Raw genomic sequence first — 18,347 nt, 5'->3', positions numbered from 1 at the left:
TTCTTTCACTGTCATTGGGCCGATCCGGCCGGTGCCGGTAACCGCTCCCTGCATAAGATCACAAATTTTATCATGGGGGCCTCTTGCAGACCGTGGCCAACCGCCCTCGCACAACGCTTACTTGTGGTCGATATGAACAATCCTGCTCTCCCTGACGTAACCGCCGGCGCCGACAAGGACGCGCCGCTCAAAGAAGACATCCGCCTGCTTGGTCGCCTGCTGGGCGACGTACTGCGCGACCAGGAAGGCGCCGAGGTCTTCGACCTGGTCGAAACCATCCGCCAGACTGCCGTGCGTTTCAGGCGCGACGACGATCCCGACGCCAGCAAAGAACTCACGACGATGCTGCACGGGCTCACGCGCGACCAGACCATCTCGGTCGTGCGCGCGTTCTCGTACTTTTCGCACCTGGCCAATATCGCCGAAGACCAGCACCACAACCGCCGCCGCCGTGCGCACCTGCTGGGTGGCTCGGCGCCGCGCGCGGGCAGCATCGGCTATGCACTGGACAAGCTCGCCGGCGCCGGCATTGGCCGCGACGAAGTGCAGGCATTCTTCAACGACGCGCTGATCTCGCCGGTACTGACGGCGCACCCGACCGAGGTGCAGCGCAAGAGCATCCTGGACGCCGAACACGATATCGCCCGCCTGCTGGCCGAGCGCGATACGCCGCTCACGCCGCGCGAGCGCCAGCGCAACGAGCAGATGCTGCATGCCCGCATCGCCACGCTGTGGCAGACGCGCATGCTGCGCTACTCGAAGCTGACGGTGGCCGACGAAATCGACAACGCCCTGTCCTACTACCGCATCACCTTCCTGCGCGAACTGCCGGCGCTGTACGACGACATCGAGTTCGAGATCGCCGAACAATATGGCCCTGACGACGGCGCCCAGGATGACGCCCCTAAACCCCACGCATCGTACCTGCAGATGGGCAGCTGGATCGGCGGCGACCGTGACGGCAACCCGAACGTCAACGCCGACACGATGCGCCACGCGCTGACGCGCCAGTCGACGACGATCCTCGACTTCTATCTCGACGAAGTCCATGCGCTGGGCGCCGAACTGTCGGCTTCCACGCTGCTGGTGGACGTCACGCCGGCGCTGGAGCTGCTGGCCCAGAACTCGCCCGATGCGTCGCCACACCGCAGCGACGAGCCTTACCGGCGCGCGCTGATCGGCATCTATGCGCGCCTGGCAGCCACCGCGCGCGAACTGGGCGTGGGCCATATCCTGCGCAAGGAAGTCGGCCACGCCGCGCCCTACCTCGACCCCGAACTGTTTGCGGCCGACCTCGAAACGCTGGCCGACTCGCTGCGCCAGAACCACGGCGCGATGCTGACCATGCCACGCTTGGCCGGCTTGCTGCGCGCGGCGCGCATCTTCGGCTTCCACCTGGCCTCGCTCGACATGCGCCAGAGTTCGGACATCCACGAGCGCGTGCTGGCCGAACTGCTGGCCCGCGCCGGCGTCGAGCCTGACTACGCCGCGCTCGACGAAGACGCCAAGATCGCGCTGCTGCTGCGTGAACTCGACAGCGCCCGGCCCCTGATTTCGCTATGGGACACCTACGGCGAAGAGACGACGTCCGAACTGGCGATCCTGCGCTGCGCGCGCGAGATCCGCCTGCGCTACGGCCCGCGCGCGATCCGCAACTACATCATCTCGCACACAGAGACGGTGTCCGACCTGCTCGAAGTGCTGCTGCTGCAAAAGGAAACCGGCCTGCTGCGCGCCAGCAGCACGACCGGCGAAGTGATGGTGATTCCGCTGTTCGAAACCATCCCCGACCTGCAGCGCGCGGCCGGCATCATGGATGCGTGGATGGCGCTGCCGTTCGTCGCCAACGTGATCGCCAAGCAGGGCCACCTGCAGGAAGTCATGCTGGGCTACTCCGACTCGAACAAGGACGGTGGTTTCCTGACATCGAACTGGGAGCTGTACCAGGCCGAGCTGAAACTGGTCGACGTGTTCGCGCAGCAGAAGGTCAAGCTGCGCCTGTTCCACGGCCGCGGCGGCACGGTCGGCCGTGGCGGTGGTCCGAGCTACGACGCGATCCGCGCCCAGCCGCCGGGCACCGTCAATGGCCAGATCCGCCTGACCGAACAGGGCGAAATCATCGCGTCCAAGTTCTCGAATGCCGAAATCGGCCGGCGCAACCTGGAGCTGCTGGTCTCGGCCACGCTGGAAGCGAGCCTCACGCCCAACACGGCGAGCGAAGCGCAGACCGGCCGCCTGCACCGCTTCGAGTCGGTGATGGCCGAGCTGTCGAATCGCGCCTACAAGGCCTACCGCGACCTGGTCTACGACACGCCCGGCTTTACCGACTACTTCTTTGCGGCCACGCCGATCGCCGAGATCGCAGAGCTGAACCTGGGTTCGCGCCCCGCTTCGCGCAAGTCGACCCGCCGCATCGAAGACCTGCGCGCGATTCCGTGGGGCTTCTCGTGGGGCCAGTGCCGCCTGCTGCTGCCGGGCTGGTTCGGCTTTGCGTCAGCGGTCCATGGCTGGCTCGGCGAAGGCGAGCGTGAGGCGAAACTGGCCGAGCTGCGCACGATGTTCCAGGAATGGCCGTTCTTTGCCACGCTGCTGTCGAACATGGACATGGTGCTGGCCAAGACCGACCTGCCGATCGCCCGGCGCTACGCCGAACTGGTGGCCGACGTCGAACTGCGCGAGCGGATCTTCAAGCGCATCACGGCCGAACACGCGCTCACGCTGACCATCCTGGAAGACATCACCGGCACGGGCGAGCGCCTGCAGGGCAATCCGCTGCTGGCGCGCTCGATCCAGAACCGGTTCGCCTACCTGGACCCGCTGAACCACCTGCAGGTGGAGCTGATCGGCCGGCACCGGGCGCTGGCGCTCGATCCGGCGAGCCAGGTCGATGCGCGCGTGCACCGGGGCATCCACCTGTCGATCAACGGCGTTGCGGCCGGTCTGCGCAATACAGGCTAACGGTCTAGGCCAGTTGCAACACGCCGGTCTGCCGGCGCCGATCCACCGGCGCCAGCTGTACCGGCGCCGCCTGACCCAGCTTGAAATTCCCGACCAGCGCACTGAGGTTGGCGGTCTGCTCCTGCATTGAGGCCGCCGCCGCTGCGGCCTGCTCGACGAGCGCAGCATTCTGCTGAGTGACGGCGTCGATTTCCCCGATCGCGCTGTTGACCTGCGCGATGCCCTGTCCCTGCCGCTGGCTGGCAGTGGCAATCTCGGCCACGATATCGGTGACGCGCCGTACGCTGGCCACGATCTCGTCCATCGTGCCGCCGGCCGCCGCGACGAGCGAGATCCCGTTGTCGGCGTGCCGCACCGACTCGTCGATGAGCACCTTGATTTCGCCGGCCGCGGCGTTGGCGCGCTGGGCCAGGTTGCGCACCTCGGACGCCACCACGGCAAAACCGCGCCCCTGCTCGCCGGCGCGCGCCGCTTCCACCGCTGCGTTGAGCGCCAGGATATTGGTCTGGAACGCGATCGATTCGATCGTGCCGGTGATGTCGACGATACGGCGCGACGATGTATGGATCGCGCCCATCGTATCGACCACGCGCGCGACCGCCTCGCCGCCCTTGACAGCTACCTGGGACGCCGATGCCGTCAGCGTGTTGGCCTGTAAGGCGCTGTCGGCATTCTGCTTGACCGTCGCCGCCAGCTCCTCGATCGACGCCGCCGTTTCTTCGAGCGCACCGGCCTGCTGCTCGGTGCGGCGTGACAGGTCCAGGTTGCCGCTGGCGATTTCGCCGGACGCCGTTTCAATGGCATCGGTGCTGCCGCGCACCTGGCTGACCACCCCATGCAGATTGGCGCGCATGCGCTGCAGCGCCACCTTCAGGCGCCCAGTTTCAGTCCTGTCGTCGGCGTTGCAGTCGAGCGTTGCGCCCAGGTCGCCGTCGGCGATGCGGCCAGCGAACGCCACCGCTTCTTCAAGCGGGCGCCGGATGGCGCGTGCCGACAGCTGGCCTACGACCACCATCAGCATCACGGAAATCAGGGAGGCCAGCAGCAGCAGGCGTTCGGAGCGCACGACCAGTTCATGGCCTCCGACGCGTGTGGCCTCGGCGCTGGCCCCGATGGTGTCGCTGAGCTCGCCCATGCTCGTTTCGAGCTTGCGGAAATGCCCCATGAAGTCCGCCTGCGCCTGACGCGCTGCGACCGGGTCGGTGAACGCCATGTCGATCATCCGAGCCACGCTCTTGAGGTAAGCGTCGACGTCGGCGCGCACGGCGGGGATGGCACTTTGCAGGGCTGCGTCGGTATCCTCCTTGGCCAGCGTGTCGATCAACCCGGCCAGTGTCGCAGCGTGCTGCGCATGATCGCGCCGGACCTCGGCCTGCTTGCCTGCGTCATCCGGCCCGGCGATCAGCGCGGCCAGCACGTCGGCGCGCAAGGCATCGTGCGCCATGTCGGCCTGCAGCTGCTGCTTCAGCGCGCTGCCGTTGACGGTGATGGCGTTCATCGCCGTCTCCAGCGACAACATCGCGCCGTAGCCGATGCTGGCCACCACGGCGGCCAGAAAGACCGCTGCCAGGTTCGATAGAAACAGCCGGTGCCGGATGGTCAGATTCATGGTGATTTCTCCCTACAGTTTGAACGATAGCCCGACCGTGAGCGCGGCATCGGGCGTGCGCCGGTTCAGGCCCAGCGCAAGCATGGTGTCGAGCTGGCAGCGGTCCGACAGCAACCACGCCATGCCCGTATCGAACGTGGCCACGGTGCCGCCGTTGGCGCTGCGGGCGATCTGCGGCGCCGCCACTTCGACGAATGCGCGCCAGGTTGGCGTCAATTCTTTACCCAGCACCACGCCGAGGATGCCGTAGCCATAACGCTTGCCATCCTCGGTGCGCTCGCGCCCGACGCCGGGCATCACGCCCAGCGACCAATCACCCGGCAATTCCCATTCGGCGGCCACGCGCAGCGACGGGCGCACGCCCTGGCCGCGCCAGGCCCGCGATCCGCTGTCCAGGTCGGCATGCAGCAGCACGCCGACCGAAGGCCGGCCCGGCGCTTCGTCCTGCACATGCCACTTCACGCCGAGCGCCGTGTCGGCGTAACCGGCGGACGTGCCCTCGCCGCCCGCATGCTGGACCGTACGGCCGTCGGTCTCGAGCCGCAGTTCGAGCACGTCGCCCACGCCATAGCGCAGCAGCGTCGGCATGCTGTAGGTTCGCGCGCGCACGCCATCGGACTTGTCCCGCTCGGCCAGCACGCTGGTCTCGATCTGGAACCGGCCACGGCCGACCACATTGCTGGACTCGACGAAATCGGGCCGGTCGGTGACGATCCCGTCATCGTCGCCAGCGACGGCGGACAGCGGGGCCAGCAGCGCCAGGCTGGCAAGACAGGTAAAGGTGAGGCGTGGGTATGGGGAGGTCGGCATGTTGCGGTCTTTCAGGAAAGGAGGTCTGCACTTGGAGTGCAGATCGAGTATTGCAAAAATTTGTCGGCGTAGAACACATGTCTGCATTTATTTCTTGTGTTCAACAAGTGATGTGTATTGACAGCCACGGCGGGCTTGAAACCGAGATAATGAACTGCGGCTTTTGAGGAATCACGACGTATTCTGGAAGGTCGTTCGCAGAAACAGCGCCGCCGCAGATGGGGTCGACAACGCGAAAAAAAGCCGCCCGGCGCGAACCGGACGGCTTTCATGTCGACAGCGTCGACGCGGCATGTGCCGGCTTACTGATTGTGCAGGAACGTCTTGAGCTTGTCCGAGCGCGACGGCTGGCGCAGCTTGCTCATCGCCTTGGCTTCGATCTGGCGAATGCGCTCGCGGGTCACGTCGAACTGCTTGCCCACTTCTTCCAGCGTGTGGTCGTTCGACATTTCGACGCCGTAACGCATGCGCAGCACCTTTGCTTCGCGCGGCGTCAGCGAGTCGAGCACTTCCTTGATCACGTTGCGCATCGACGCGTGCAGTGCGGCGTCCAGCGGGGCCAGCGTGGCGTTGTCTTCGATGAAGTCGCCCAGCTGCGAATCGCCGTCCTCGCCCATCGGCGTTTCCATCGAAATCGGCTCTTTCGCGATCTTCATGATCTCGCGAACCTTGTTCTCTGGCATTTCCATCTTCAGGGCCAGCGTCGGCAGATCCGGCTCGCTGCCCGTTTCCTGCATGATCTGGCGCGAGATGCGGTTCATCTTGTTGATCGTCTCGATCATGTGCACCGGCACGCGAATCGTGCGGGCCATGTCGGCGATCGAACGCGTGATCGCCTGGCGGATCCACCACGTCGCATACGTCGAGAACTTGTAGCCGCGACGGTATTCGAACTTGTCGACCGCTTTCAGCAGACCGATATTACCTTCCTGGATCAGGTCCAGGAACTGCAGGCCGCGGTTGATGTATTTCTTGGCAATCGAGATCACCAGGCGCAGGTTGGCCACGGTCATTTCGCGCTTGGCCTGGCGTGCACGCTTTTCGCCCGCCGCCATCTGCTTGTTGATCTTGCGCAGGTCGGCCAGCGGCAGCGCCACGCGCGCCTGCAGGTCGATCATGCGCTGTTGCAGTTCCTTGATCGCCGGCAGGTTACGGCTCAGCACAGCGCTGTACGGATACGCGCAGTCGACTTCGCGGTCGCCCCATTGCAGATCGGTTTCATTGCCCGGGAAGACCTTGATGAAGTGGGCGCGCGGCATGCCGCAGCGGTTCACGCAGATGTCCAGCACGGCGCGCTCGATCGAACGCACTTCGTCCATCTGGCCGCGCAGCGTGTCGCACAGCTTCTCGACGACCTTGGCGGTAAAGCGGATGCCCAGCAGCTCGTACGAGATGACGGCTTGCGCATCTTCGTACGCCGGCGAGCCATAGCCCTTGTTCTTGAACGCGTGGCCCATCAGGTCGAACTGCTGCTCGATCAGCGCGAATTTCTCGAGCGCGCTCTTCTTGAGTTGTGCGAGCTGCTCGGGCGAGTAGCCGGCAGCGGCGCCGCTGTTGACGTCGCCCTCTTCTTCTTCGACTTCTTCCTCTTCTTCTTCGTCGTCCTCTTCGCTGATCGCAGCGGCGTGGGCGACCGAGGCAGCAGGCGCCGGGGTGTCGTTCATGTCCACGAAGCCATCGACCACGTCGTCGATCTTCAGTTCATCGTTGGCGATCTTGTGCGACAGCGCGATGATTTCCGAAATCGTCGTCGGGCACGCCGAGATCGCCTGGACCATGTCCTTCAGGCCCTGCTCGATGCGCTTGGCGATTTCGATTTCGCCTTCGCGCGTCAGCAGCGACACGGCGCCCATTTCACGCATGTACATGCGCACCGGGTCGGTCGTGCGGCCGAAGTCCGAGTCGGCGGTCGACAGCGCGGTTGCGGCGGCCGCTTCCACTTCGTCTTCGCTCGTCGGCGTCACGGCCTGGTCCGACAACAGCATCATTTCGGCTTCCGGCGCACGCTCGTAGACGGCGATGCCCATGTCGTTGAAGGTCGCGATGATGCCTTCGATCGCTTCCGGATCGATGATGTTTTCCGGCAAATGGTCGTTGATCTCGGCGTGGGTCAGGAAGCCCCGCTCCTTGCCCATATTGATCAGGTTCTTCAGCTGCTGGCGACGGCGCTCGAGTTCGGTCTCCGAGAAGCCTTCTTCCTTCAGCAGCGCAATGCCTTTGGCCTTGCGCTCACGCACTTTCGATGCGGCCTTCATTTCGGCGCGCTCGACGGCGTTCAGCGCCGCGACTTCGTCGTTCTCCGGCACGAATTCGCTTGGCTTGCGGCCACGGCGGCCAGGCACCTTCACCTGCGGCAGCAGGTAGCCCGACGTGTCGATCGCCGCCAGCGCAGCGGCGTCGGTGGTCTTGCTGACGGTGCCGACGGCATTGGTCTGGGCGACTGGCACCGAAGCCGGGCTGGCATCGACGCGGCGCGCGGTGCGGGTGCGCACGACTTTCGGCGCTTCCTCGGCCACCGGGGCAGGCTCCGCAACGGTGGGGGCCACGGCTTCGGCTGGTACAGCCTCGGCAGCGACGTCGCTTTCCGGCTCGGCGTTTTTCAGCGCTGCCAGACGGCCGCGCTTGCGCACGATGACCGGTGGCGCGGCTGGCTTGGCCTGCGTTGGCATGTAGTCGTCGGCGGGATCGTGCGCGTCAAGCGCGGTGTCGGCTGCGGTGTCTGCTGCAGCAGCGACAGCAGTGACGACAGACTCGGGCGCGCTGACCTCGGCTGGCGCGGCAGCTTCCGCTGGCGCGGCCGCTGGCGCCACTGCTGCAGGTGCGGCTTCAGCGACGGCTGGGGCGGCAACCGGCTCGGCTGCGGGGCCACCGGCGGCCAGGATCGCGTCGGCCTGGGCTTTGAGCGTCGCCAGGCGCGAACGGGTCTTGACCACCGTGACCTTGGCCGCCGCTTCCGTTTCGAGGAAGTAGGAAGTGGCGGTTTTAGGCACTGCCAGCGGGGCCGATGCCTTGGCCGGGGCTTTTTTCGCTGTCAGTGTCAATGTCTTGGCGGTGTTTTTCATAGCTTAAAACTCTCCAGTCGAGGCGAGTAGCGCGCCTGCGAAGTCAATAATCCAGCGGGCCCCGCGTACGGGACCTGGGAATGGGGAACGGAAGTGGCCCTACCTTAGGGCGGACATGCCAGACTTCAAGCTCGACCTGCCCTTCGGTGCGCGCGCCGGCGTAATATCGGGGCTGCGGGCAGGTGGCGTTGGTCGCTGTTCAAAGTCGTGCTGTGCATGTCGGAACGAAAAAAAGCCCGCTAACACGGGCTTGCATCTATTTTTCTAGAAGAATAGGAGATGGGGCCATTACGCCCCAATGCAAGTTTTGGTGATCATTGCTCGATCCGGTGAGGGATCTGCACGTGTCACCGGGTGCATTGCCCCGGCATGATGACCTTCTTGCTGGTCTGCGCCGGCGCAAGCCGGACTCAAGGCAAGAGGCGGATCATACACGATTTCGCGTTTCAATGCTTCATCGCAGTGCGTCTTTCTCAACATTTATTAGTGGAACTAGTACAATGCGGCTTTTAGCGCCGTGCTATCCTTCGCAATCCTGTTCTTACCATGAAGTCAATGAATACCAATACCCCTGCAGAGTCCGTCGACACCACCGCCGCGCCAGCCACCCCGGATGCACAGCAGCCAACGCAGTCGCCAGCCGAGCCGGCAGCGCCAGCAGCCCCGGTTGCCGCACCTGCTGCGGCCCCGGCATCGGGCCAGTCGGCGCGCTCGCTGCTCAAGCAACTCCAGCAGGAGTATCCCGCCTTCCGTGACTGCCTGCCACTGTCGATCGGTATCGACAAGCAGTTGCAGGCACGCATGCCGGGCCTGGACAAGAAAACGATGCGCGCCGCCCTCGGCATCCACACCGGCTCGATGCGCTACCTGCGCGCGATGGAAAAAGCCAAGGTCCGCTATGACCTCGACGGCACTGCCGGCGCCGAAGTGCCTGAAGCGCACCGCCTGCATGCGAAAGAGCAGTTGCAGCAGCGCTTCAAGAAAGAAGCCGACCGCAAGAAGGCCGAGCGCGACGCCGCCCTCGAGGAAGAAAACAACCGCAAGCGCCAGGAAAAGCTGCAGGCGCTGGCGTCCAAGTTCTCGAAGACTTGAATTCGGGCGACGCATTGAAGGACGTGGTGGCAGATGGCCTGCAAGCTGGTCTGCCACCCGAGCTGCCCGCCTACATCGGCATCGACCCGGCCCATGTGCGGCTGGTGCGCTCCGATGCGGACGCGCAGCAGGCGCTCGCGGCGCTGCTCGCGGCCGACGTCATCGGCTTCGATACCGAATCAAAGCCCACCTTCGCCAAGGGCGAAGTCTCGACCGGGCCGCACCTGGTGCAATTGGCCACCGACGACTTCGCCTTCCTGTTCCAGACCGCCACGCCCACCGGCAATGCCCTCGCTTTCACCGTGCTGGAACCCGTGCTGGCCTCTGGCAGCATCCTCAAGGTGGGTTTTGGCCTGGGTGACGACGTCAAGCGGCTGAAGTCCAAATTCGGCATTGAGCTGCGCAACGTGCTCGATCTGTCGACGGCGCTGCGCCGGCGCGGTGAAAAGAATCCGCTGGGCGCAAAGAGCGCCGTGGAACGCTTCTTCGGCCAGCGCCTGCAGAAATCCAAACGCATCACGACCACCAACTGGTCGCTGCCGCACCTGTCGGACAAGCAGCTGCAATACGCGGCAGACGACGCGCATGCGGCACTGCGGATCTACCGGCGCTGGAAAATGGAAACGCCGGCAGGCTGAATCCCGCGCGGCGTTCAAGATTCGCGCTATCATCGTCAGCGTCCATGCTGCCGGTGAATCCATGCCATCTCGACGCTTCCGTTGGCCCGCTGCTGCGCTCCTGTGCGCGGGGACATTCGTCGCCAGCGCCGCGCCACAGCCCGTTCCCGACACCCTCACCCAGCGCCTGCGCGCCTGCGCCACCTGCCACGCACGCGTCGATGCGCGCGGCAACCCTGTCAACGACAGCTTCTATCCGCGCATCGGCGGCAAGCCGGCCGGCTACCTGTATCACCAGCTGCGCAATTTCCAGGACGGCCGGCGCCACTATCCCGTGATGACGTACCTCACCGAGCACCTGCCCGACGCCTACCTGCGCGAAATCGCCGCGCACTTTGCGGCGCAGGCGCCAACCGTGCTGCCGCCCACGCCGGTCAACCTGTCGCCCGCACAGCGTGACCGGGGTCGCCAGCTCGTGCATGAGGGCGACCGGGGACGCAGCATCCCGGCCTGCATCGCCTGCCACGGCGCGCGCCTGACCGGCGTGCAGCCCGCGATCCCGGGCCTGCTTGGCCTGCCGCGCGACTACATCAACGCGCAGTTCGGCGCCTGGCGCAACGGCGTGCGGCGCGCCCATACTCCCGATTGCATGGGGCAAGTAGCCGCGCGCCTGTCGCCCGACGATGTCGCCGCCGTCTCGGGTTGGCTGGCGGCGCAGCCAATGCCGGCCGACCCGCGACCGGCCGATGCCGTTGCCCGGCCGCTGCCAATCCTCTGCGGCAGCGCGCCATGATGAAGACCGTGCGCCTCGTCCTGCTGGCGGCGGTCGTCATCGTCGGCCTCGCGATCGCACTGGCATGGCCGCGGGCCGACTTCGTCCCGGCCAGTTCGCCCGCTGCCTGGGCATCCGCGCCCGCCAATATCGCGCGCGGCGCCTACCTGGCACGCGCCGGCGACTGCATCGCCTGCCACACGGCGCGTGGCGGCGTGGCATACGCCGGCGGCCGTCCGCTCGATACGCCGTTCGGCCACTTTTACGGCCCTAACCTCACGCCCGACCGCGACACCGGCATCGGCGCCTGGAGCGCCGACGACTTCTGGAATGCGCTGCACAACGGCATCGCACCAAGCGGCCGCCTGCTGTATCCGGCCTTCCCGTACACGAACTACACGAAGGTCACGCGCGCCGATGCGGATGCGCTGTTTGCCTACTTTCGCAGCCTGCCGCCGCAACGCCAGGCGAACCGGCCGCACGATATCCGCTTCCCGTACGACCAGCAGGCGTTACTGGCCGGCTGGCGCCTGCTGTATTTCCGGCCTGCCGAATATGCCGCGCAACCGGCGCGCAGCGCCAGCTGGAACCGGGGCGCGTATCTGGTCGAAGGCCTGGGCCACTGCAGCGCCTGCCACAGCACCCGCAACAGCCTGGGCGCGGCGGATGGTGCGCTGGCTGGCGGCATGATCCCGACCCTCGGCTGGTATGCCCCATCGCTGACGGCCAACCACGAGGCGGGCCTGGGTGACTGGCGCGAGGCGGATATCGTGGCGTTGCTGGGCACCGGCATCTCACCGCGCGGCGCGGCGACCGGGCCGATGGCCGAAGTGGTGGCGCGCAGCCTGCAGTACCTGACACCCGACGATCTGGGCGCGATGGCGGGCTACCTGAAGTCGCTCGCCGCCACGCCCGTGAGTGCGCAGCCCACGCCGGCATTGCTGCCTGCCGCTGATCAGGTACTGGCGGAAGGCGGCCGGATCTACGCGGCGCAGTGCGCGGCATGCCATGGCGACGATGGCAAAGGACGCATGCCGGCCTACCCGCCACTGGCCGGCAACCGCGCCGTGACCATGACGCCGGCCGTGAACGCGATCCGGATGACGGTCAACGGCGGCTTCCCGCCCGGCACGCATGGCAATCCACGGCCGTACGGGATGCCGCCATTCGGGCATGAACTCGATGATGCGCAGGTGGCGGCGGTACTAACCTGGATCCGGGCCAGCTGGGGCAATACCGGCGCGCCGGTGACGGCGACCGAGGTCAATCGCTATCGGGCGGTGTCGCTCGACTAAGTCGCGGGCGAGTCACACCATATCGGCAAACGCCACCCGATCGGTGGTGGCATTGCGTGCATCTTCCAGACGCACCTTGTGCGAGGCCAGCAAGCCTTCGAGCGACGCATTCATCGTGTGGCAGCCGGCATCGATGCCGCGATTCATATGCGCGCGGATGCTGCCCAGGTCCCCTGCTTCGAGCATGCGCACGACGGCCGGACTCGGGGTCAGGCATTCGGTGGCGAGGTGATAGCGGTTGCCCTCCACCGATGGCAGCAGCGCCTGGCACAGCACACCGCGCAGCGCGTGGGCCAGCGCTTGCGCCTGGGCGTCCGTGTTGCCTAGCAGGCGCAGCATCTTTTGCAGGCCCAGCTCGGTCGAGCGCGCATGCAGCGACGCCAGCACCAGCGGGCCGGATTCGGCCAGCGCCAGTGCTTCCTGCGCCGTCTCGGCGTCGCGGATCTCGCCGATGACGATCACGTCCGGCCGCTCGCGCAGCGCGTCCAGGGCGCCAAGATAGTAGCTGTCGACGTCGCCGTCCTCGCCCACTTCGCGCTGGGTGATGATGCACTTGCGCTGCGGGATCAGCGTTTCGACCGGGTCTTCGATGGTGATGATGTGGCCCGAGCGGTGGCGGTTGATCTCGTCGAGGATCGACGCGATCGTCGTCGACTTGCCCTGGCAGGTGTCGCCAATGATCAGGACCAGGCCACTGGCCAGGCTCGCGAATTCGCGCTCGTCGTCCCACAGGCCCAGGTCGGCCAGCGGGATCGGCTCTTTCGGAAAGCGCCGGATCACGCAGCCGATCCGCTTGCCGCCCTGGAAGCGGAAGCAGTTGGCGCGGATGCGCGCCGTGTGCAGGTCAATGGAGCGGTCGAACGCGCGCGAGGCGATGCGCTGCGGCCAGTTTGGCTCGATCACATCAAAAAATTCTTCCAGCTCTTCCTTCGTGATCGGCGAATCGGTCACCGCCACCAGGCCCTTCGGCTGGCGCAGCATCAAGGGGCTGTTCTGGTGGATGATAATGTCCGAAAACACCAGCTTCGAGTTCAGCAGATGCAGGATCTGCTGGACCAGCGTTTCGAATACCGGATGGTCTTCGTTCTCGATATACGACAGGGTGGGAATCTGCGAGGACTGGTGATGTTCCATCTGGCCGATGCTGGTAAAAGATCAAGTGTCGACCATTATAGAACCCAAATATTGCAGAAAAGAAAAAAATCTTCAGCGTGACATACTAGCAACAATGCGCTCGCCGAACACCGTAATCGTCACCCCGAGCACGACCACCAGCGCACCAGCAATGCGCACGCCGGACACCTTGCGCGTTGCCATATTGATCAGGCCAAAATGGTCGATCGCCATTGAGCTGAGCAGCTGACCGGCAATCACCAGCACGATCAGGCTGAGCAGACCGATGCGCGGCGCCAGGAACACGGTCCCGAACACGAACGCCGCACCGAGAAAACCGCCCAGGAATTTCCAGGCGGGCTGCGACGGCAACGCTGCCAGCGTCGCGCCCAGGCCGCCGACGCCGCTCTTGGCCAGCGCCACGGCCAGCAACACCGCCGTGCCGCAGGTGAACGACACCAGCGCCGCCATCATCGAATTGGCCCCGATCGAATGGGCCAGCTGGCTGTTGATCGCCGCCTGCACCGACATGGCCATGCCCACACAGAAGGCCATCGCCAATAAAATCACGTTCATCGCACTACTCCGTTGCAAAAAGCGCACTATCTTAGTGCATCTTGCGTGGGCGTGTTGGATAGTCGGAGCGCGCGGCTTAATCCGCACAGTTGCATTTCACACCACGGCGCGCGCAGTCTGTCGCAAACGGCTCGGCAGCACGGGACCGTCCTGCCAGGATGGGCACCATTCCCACCGCCTTTCAAGGAGCCCCACCATGTCGCGTAACGCCTATTCCATCCCTGCCCTGCGCGCCCTGATGCTCGCCGCCGCCCTCGCCTGCACCGTCGCGCCCCCTGCGGCCATGGCCTGGCCATTCGGCAGCGAACAAGTCGAAGGCAATGGCAACGTCACGCGCCAGGCGCGCAAGGTCGAGTCGTTCAATGGCATCGCGCTGGGCCTGCCGGGCCGGCTGGAACTGCGTACTGGCAACGTCGACAGCGTCACGGTCGAGACCGATGACAATCTGCAGGCTCTGGTCGAGACGCGCGTCGAAGACGGCATGCTGCGCATCCGTCCCGCCAAGCGCAACCTGAACCTGCGCACCCGCAACCTCAAGATCGTCGTGACGGCGCGCCAGATCGAGCGCCTGTCGCTGGGCGGCTCGGGCACCATCGATGCGGATGTCCTGCGCGGCAAGCGCCTGGACCTGGACGTCGGCGGCTCGGGCAAGATCCAGATTGCACGGCTGGAAGCAGAGACGGTTGCGGCCAGCGTGGCCGGCAGCGGCGACCTGCGCGCCGATGGCGGCACGGTACGCGAACTGTCGGTGTCGATCGGTGGTTCAGGCGATGTCGACATGGGCAAGATCGCCGCCGATTCGGCGCGCGTGAGCATCGCCGGATCCGGCGACGCGACGGTGTGGGCAAAGAATGACCTGCGCGCGAGCATCGCCGGGTCGGGCGATGTCGGCTATTATGGCGATCCCAAGGTGAGCCGCAGCGTGGCGGGCTCGGGAGAAGTGCGGCGCATCGGAAACGCGCCGCGCTGAAGTGGTGAAGTCGCTGGCTGCGCTCAGTGGCCAGTGTGACCCGCGTGCGCATCCTGCGCTGCCGGCTTGCCGCTGTGCGTCAGCGGCATGACCGGTAGCGACACCTTCACTTCCTGGCGCTTGGCGGCGGCGTCCTGCACCACCAGGGTCAGCTCAACATTCTCGCCTTCTTTCAGCTGGCGCTTCAGGTCCAGCAGCATCACATGGTAGCCGCCCGACGCCAGCACGACTGGCTTGCCGGCCGGCAGATCGATGCCCTTTACCTGACGCATGCGCATCACCTGGCCTTCCATCGCCATCTCGTGGATCTCGGCGCGGCCAGCCACCGGCGTGCGCACTTCGAGCAGGCGTGCCGGCGTGGCCGACTGCAGCTGCATGAACGCACCCGTGCTTTTCTGGGCCGGCACGGTGGCGCGCACCCAGGGTTCGGTCACGGTGACCTGGGCCAGCGCGGAGACGGAAAACAGGCCCGCGGCAAGCGCGGCGATCAGGTGACGGGTCATGGCAATCCTTGGCTAGTTGAAGTCAGTGAAAAATACAATCTTACACTGCGCCGCGCAAGGCTTCACGCTCGACCAGCACGGTGTCGGTGCCGTCGGTCAGCCACACCTGGCCATCCTGGATCGTGCATTGCAGCGCCATCGAGCGCGACGCCATTTTTTCGAGCTGGGCGCTGATCTCGGCCGGGATGTTGATCACGCTGACGTTTTTCGCGCGCTCGATCTTGTTGGCGATGCCCTTGAACCAGATGCTGCTCGTTGCGCTGTAGCTGTAGACGATCACTTTCTCGGCGCGGCCGGCCGCCTTCAGCAGGCGCTTTTCATCGGGCTGGCCCACTTCGATCCACAGGTCGATGGCGCCGGTGAGATCCTTGAGCCACAGGGCCGGTTCGTCGACGTCGAACAGGTCTTTCGTGAACGCCAGCGCCGGATCGGCGTGCAGCGCATAGGCCAGCACGCGGATCATCACGCGTTCGTCGGTCTCGGACGGATGCCGGGCGATCGTCAGGCTGTGTTCCTGGTAATAGTTGCGGTCCATGTCGGCAATCGACAGGTCAGCCTTGTAGATGGTCGCTTTGATAGCCATTGGTGCGGTGCTTTGAACGGATTGATCGGTAGAGGAACCCGCTATTGTCGCATGCGCAGCGCGCGCCGGGCGATGGCGCGGTATAGACTTCCTGGCACAGATCATCCAACCAGCCAGGAGACCCGCATGACCGACACCTTTCCACCCAATCAGCAATTCCTGCTCGCTGCCCGCCCGGTCGGGCTGCCGCAGGCCCACGACTGGAAACTGCACGAACAGGCGGTGCCGGCGCCCGCTGAGGGCGAGATCGTGGTCAAGGTGCTGTACCTGTCGCTCGACCCGGCCATGCGCGGCTGGATGAACGAAGGCAAATCGTACATCCGACCGGTTGCCATCGGCGAAGTCATGCGCGCCGGCGGTCTGGGCGTCGTGGTGGCGTCTCGCTCGCCCCGCTTTGCGGTGGGCGACCATGTCGCTGGCGGCACCGGCGTGCAGCGCCACTGGTCCGGCCCGGCCGACGACAAGAACGCCGGCTTCGTCAAAATCGATCCACGCATCGGCAACCTTACCGCGTGGCTCAACCTGCTGGGCATGCCTGGCATGACGGCGTACTTCGGCCTGCGCGACGTGGGCCAGGCCAAGGCCGGCGACACGGTCGTGGTCTCGGGCGCGGCCGGCGCCGTCGGCATGACCGTGGGCCAGGTCGCCAAGCGCATGGGCTGCCGCGTGGTCGGCATTGCGGGCGGCGCCGAGAAATGCCGCTTCGTCGTCGAGCAACTGGGTTTCGATGCCTGCATCGACTACAAGGCGGGCGGCCTGCACGCGGCGCTCAAGCAGCATTGCCCGCAGGGCGTGGACGTCTATTTCGACAATGTCGGCGGCGACATCCTCGACGCCGTCCTCACGCGCATCAACATGAAGGCGCGGATCGTGATCTGCGGGGCGATCTCGCAATACAACGCCACCGCGCCCGTGAAGGGCCCGACGAACTACCTGGCGCTACTGGTGAACCGCGCACGGATGGAAGGCATGGTGGTATTTGACTATGCCGCGCGCTACCACGAGGCGGTGGCCGAACTGGGCGCGTGGCTGGCGGCCGGCGAGATCGCCAGTCACGAACACGTGGTCGACGGCTTCGAGCAATTCCCGCAGGCGCTGTTGATGCTGTTCGAGGGCCGTAACCTGGGCAAGCTGGTATTGAAGGTAGCCGACGCATAAAAGCACTGACCTGCCTCTGCCCCGCCCTGACGTGAAAATGGCGGAACTAACGCTCACCACGTTTCTCTAAACACGAGAGTGCATCCTGTGTGCGCTCGTGGCATCGGGCACGACCTCTTCCACTGACAGCCCCACGGGCACAAGGAGATCGACATGGCGACGAGCAAAGAGAACGGCAGCAAAGAGACGGCGACCGGCAGTGCCCAAAAGAGCGGGCAACCGGCCAAGCGGGGTTTCGCGGCAATGGACCAGAACCAGCAGCGTGAAATCGCCAGCAAGGGTGGCCAGGCGGCGCATCAAAAAGGGACGGCGCACGAATTCGATTCCGAAGAAGCGCGCCGCGCCGGCCAGAAAGGCGGCGAAGCCGTCAGCCGCAACCGCGCGCACATGGCCGACATCGGCCGCAAGGGCGGCGAAAGCCGGCAGTCGGCGCAGCGCGCGGCGGCAGCAGCCATGGCCGACAAGGGCAATCGCCAGAGCAGCAAGGACAATTAGCCTCTGCAGCGTCGTTCCCAGCCGGTGCGGGAACGACGCTTTTCCGTGGCATCGGCTGCATCGGCTGTCCCGGCCGCAGTCGCCCGCTCTATATATCCCCCAGGCACGGCGCCACCCCCTGTGGTACATTGCCCGGCTTATGCACACCCTGAAATACCTGACCGCCTATCCCGAGCAACTGCGCACGCAGGTCAGCGGCCTGATCGCGCAAGACCGTCTTGGCGACACGCTGCGCCAGCGCTATCCGGCACCGCACGGCATCCGCACCGACCGCGCCCTGTACGACTACGTCCAGGACCTGAAGGACGAATACCTGCGCCAGGCCGCGCCGGTCTCGAAGGTCGCCTTCGACAGCAAGATCCAGGTGGTCCAGCATGCACTGGGCCTGCACACGGCCATCTCGCGCGTCCAGGGCGGACGTCTCAAGGCCAAGCACGAGATTCGCATCGCCAGCCTGTTTCGGGATGCGCCGCTGCCATTTCTGCGCATGATCGCCGTACACGAACTGGCGCACCTGAAAGAAAAAGAACACGACAAGGCGTTCTACAAGCTGTGCTGCTGGATGGAACCGGCCTATCACCAGCTGGAATTCGACGTGCGCCTGTACCTGACGTGGCTCGATCTGGCAGGCGCACGCCTGTGGAACGCCGAACCAGCACCGCTTCCGCGTTGATGTTACCATGTGCAACTGTCGTTGCGCATACGCAACAAAAACCATCGTCAGTCGCTTGTCT

At 65.4% G+C, this 18,347-nt stretch carries 16 protein-coding genes; 9 read left to right on the top strand and 7 right to left on the bottom strand.

The genetic code is table 11. The features are described 5' to 3' along the window. Positions 1-132: 132 nt before the first annotated feature. Complete coding sequence (gene ppc / locus NX775_RS19560) at positions 133-2,958, top strand: phosphoenolpyruvate carboxylase (RefSeq protein WP_258837485.1); 2,826 nt, start codon at positions 133-135, stop codon at positions 2,956-2,958. Positions 2,959-2,962: 4 nt separating this feature from the next. Here the strand turns inward: ppc and NX775_RS24105 are convergent, their stop codons facing one another. The 3 genes from NX775_RS24105 to rpoD form a co-directional block, all read right to left on the bottom strand. Further along, on the bottom strand, positions 2,963-4,567 hold the full coding sequence (locus NX775_RS24105; protein ID WP_307732351.1) for a methyl-accepting chemotaxis protein: 1,605 nt from the start codon (positions 4,565-4,567) through the stop codon (positions 2,963-2,965). Positions 4,568-4,579: 12 nt separating this feature from the next. Continuing rightward, positions 4,580-5,377, bottom strand: a complete 798-nt coding sequence (locus tag NX775_RS19550) for a transporter (RefSeq protein ID WP_258837484.1) — start codon at positions 5,375-5,377, stop codon at positions 4,580-4,582. Positions 5,378-5,679: 302 nt separating this feature from the next. After that, complete coding sequence (rpoD, locus tag NX775_RS19545) at positions 5,680-8,439, bottom strand: RNA polymerase sigma factor RpoD (RefSeq protein WP_258837483.1); 2,760 nt, start codon at positions 8,437-8,439, stop codon at positions 5,680-5,682. A 555-nt stretch (positions 8,440-8,994) separates the two neighbouring features. On the opposite strand from rpoD, the gene NX775_RS19540 reads away from it, so the two are divergent. The 4 genes from NX775_RS19540 (at position 8,995) to NX775_RS19525 (ending at position 12,215) form a co-directional block, all read left to right on the top strand. Then, complete coding sequence (locus NX775_RS19540) at positions 8,995-9,531, top strand: ProQ/FINO family protein (RefSeq protein WP_258837482.1); 537 nt, start codon at positions 8,995-8,997, stop codon at positions 9,529-9,531. A gap of 38 nt (positions 9,532-9,569) precedes the next feature. Further along, positions 9,570-10,169, top strand: a complete 600-nt coding sequence (locus NX775_RS19535; protein WP_370660609.1) for a 3'-5' exonuclease — start codon at positions 9,570-9,572, stop codon at positions 10,167-10,169. Between the two features lie 61 nt (positions 10,170-10,230). Then, entirely contained in the window at positions 10,231-10,941 is a 711-nt protein-coding gene (locus NX775_RS19530; protein WP_258837481.1) for a c-type cytochrome, read from the top strand. After that, positions 10,941-12,215 (top strand): cytochrome c, encoded by a 1,275-nt coding sequence (locus NX775_RS19525; protein ID WP_258837850.1) that lies wholly within the window; start codon positions 10,941-10,943, stop codon positions 12,213-12,215. Before NX775_RS19530 ends, NX775_RS19525 begins: the two co-directional genes overlap by 1 nt. Before the next feature lie 12 nt (positions 12,216-12,227). Here NX775_RS19525 and NX775_RS19520 read toward each other — a convergent pair whose 3' ends face one another. Then, complete coding sequence (locus tag NX775_RS19520) at positions 12,228-13,349, bottom strand: type IV pilus twitching motility protein PilT (protein WP_258837480.1); 1,122 nt, start codon at positions 13,347-13,349, stop codon at positions 12,228-12,230. Between the two features lie 72 nt (positions 13,350-13,421). Continuing rightward, a complete protein-coding gene (locus tag NX775_RS19515; protein ID WP_258837479.1) occupies positions 13,422-13,904 on the bottom strand; it encodes a DMT family transporter in 483 nt (160 codons plus the stop codon). Between the two features lie 196 nt (positions 13,905-14,100). On the opposite strand from NX775_RS19515, the gene NX775_RS19510 reads away from it, so the two are divergent. After that, complete coding sequence (locus tag NX775_RS19510) at positions 14,101-14,874, top strand: head GIN domain-containing protein (RefSeq protein ID WP_258837478.1); 774 nt, start codon at positions 14,101-14,103, stop codon at positions 14,872-14,874. 23 nt (positions 14,875-14,897) lie between these two features. Here the strand turns inward: NX775_RS19510 and NX775_RS19505 are convergent, their stop codons facing one another. Further along, on the bottom strand, positions 14,898-15,377 hold the full coding sequence (locus NX775_RS19505; protein WP_258837477.1) for a copper chaperone PCu(A)C: 480 nt from the start codon (positions 15,375-15,377) through the stop codon (positions 14,898-14,900). Between the two features lie 40 nt (positions 15,378-15,417). Then, positions 15,418-15,960, bottom strand: a complete 543-nt coding sequence (locus NX775_RS19500; protein ID WP_258837476.1) for a YaeQ family protein — start codon at positions 15,958-15,960, stop codon at positions 15,418-15,420. A 126-nt stretch (positions 15,961-16,086) separates the two neighbouring features. On the opposite strand from NX775_RS19500, the gene NX775_RS19495 reads away from it, so the two are divergent. The 3 genes from NX775_RS19495 to NX775_RS19485 all read left to right on the top strand — a co-directional run bounded on the left by NX775_RS19495 (position 16,087) and on the right by NX775_RS19485 (position 18,286). Beyond that, a complete protein-coding gene (locus tag NX775_RS19495) occupies positions 16,087-17,118 on the top strand; it encodes an NADP-dependent oxidoreductase (RefSeq protein WP_258837475.1) in 1,032 nt (343 codons plus the stop codon). Between the two features lie 153 nt (positions 17,119-17,271). After that, positions 17,272-17,613 carry a KGG domain-containing protein gene (locus tag NX775_RS19490; RefSeq protein WP_258837474.1) on the top strand — a complete coding sequence of 114 codons (342 nt, stop codon included), beginning with the start codon at positions 17,272-17,274 and terminating at the stop codon, positions 17,611-17,613. Between the two features lie 139 nt (positions 17,614-17,752). Beyond that, positions 17,753-18,286 carry a M48 family metallopeptidase gene (locus NX775_RS19485; RefSeq protein ID WP_183550764.1) on the top strand — a complete coding sequence of 178 codons (534 nt, stop codon included), beginning with the start codon at positions 17,753-17,755 and terminating at the stop codon, positions 18,284-18,286. Positions 18,287-18,347 lie beyond the last annotated feature (61 nt).

Origin of the sequence: Massilia aurea, assembly GCF_024753205.1 — a bacterium.
Taxonomy (GTDB): Bacteria; Pseudomonadota; Gammaproteobacteria; order Burkholderiales; family Burkholderiaceae_D; genus Telluria; species Telluria aurea.
The sequence above is the reverse complement of the archived record's forward strand: the minus strand, read 5'-3'. Positions and strand labels throughout refer to the sequence as shown.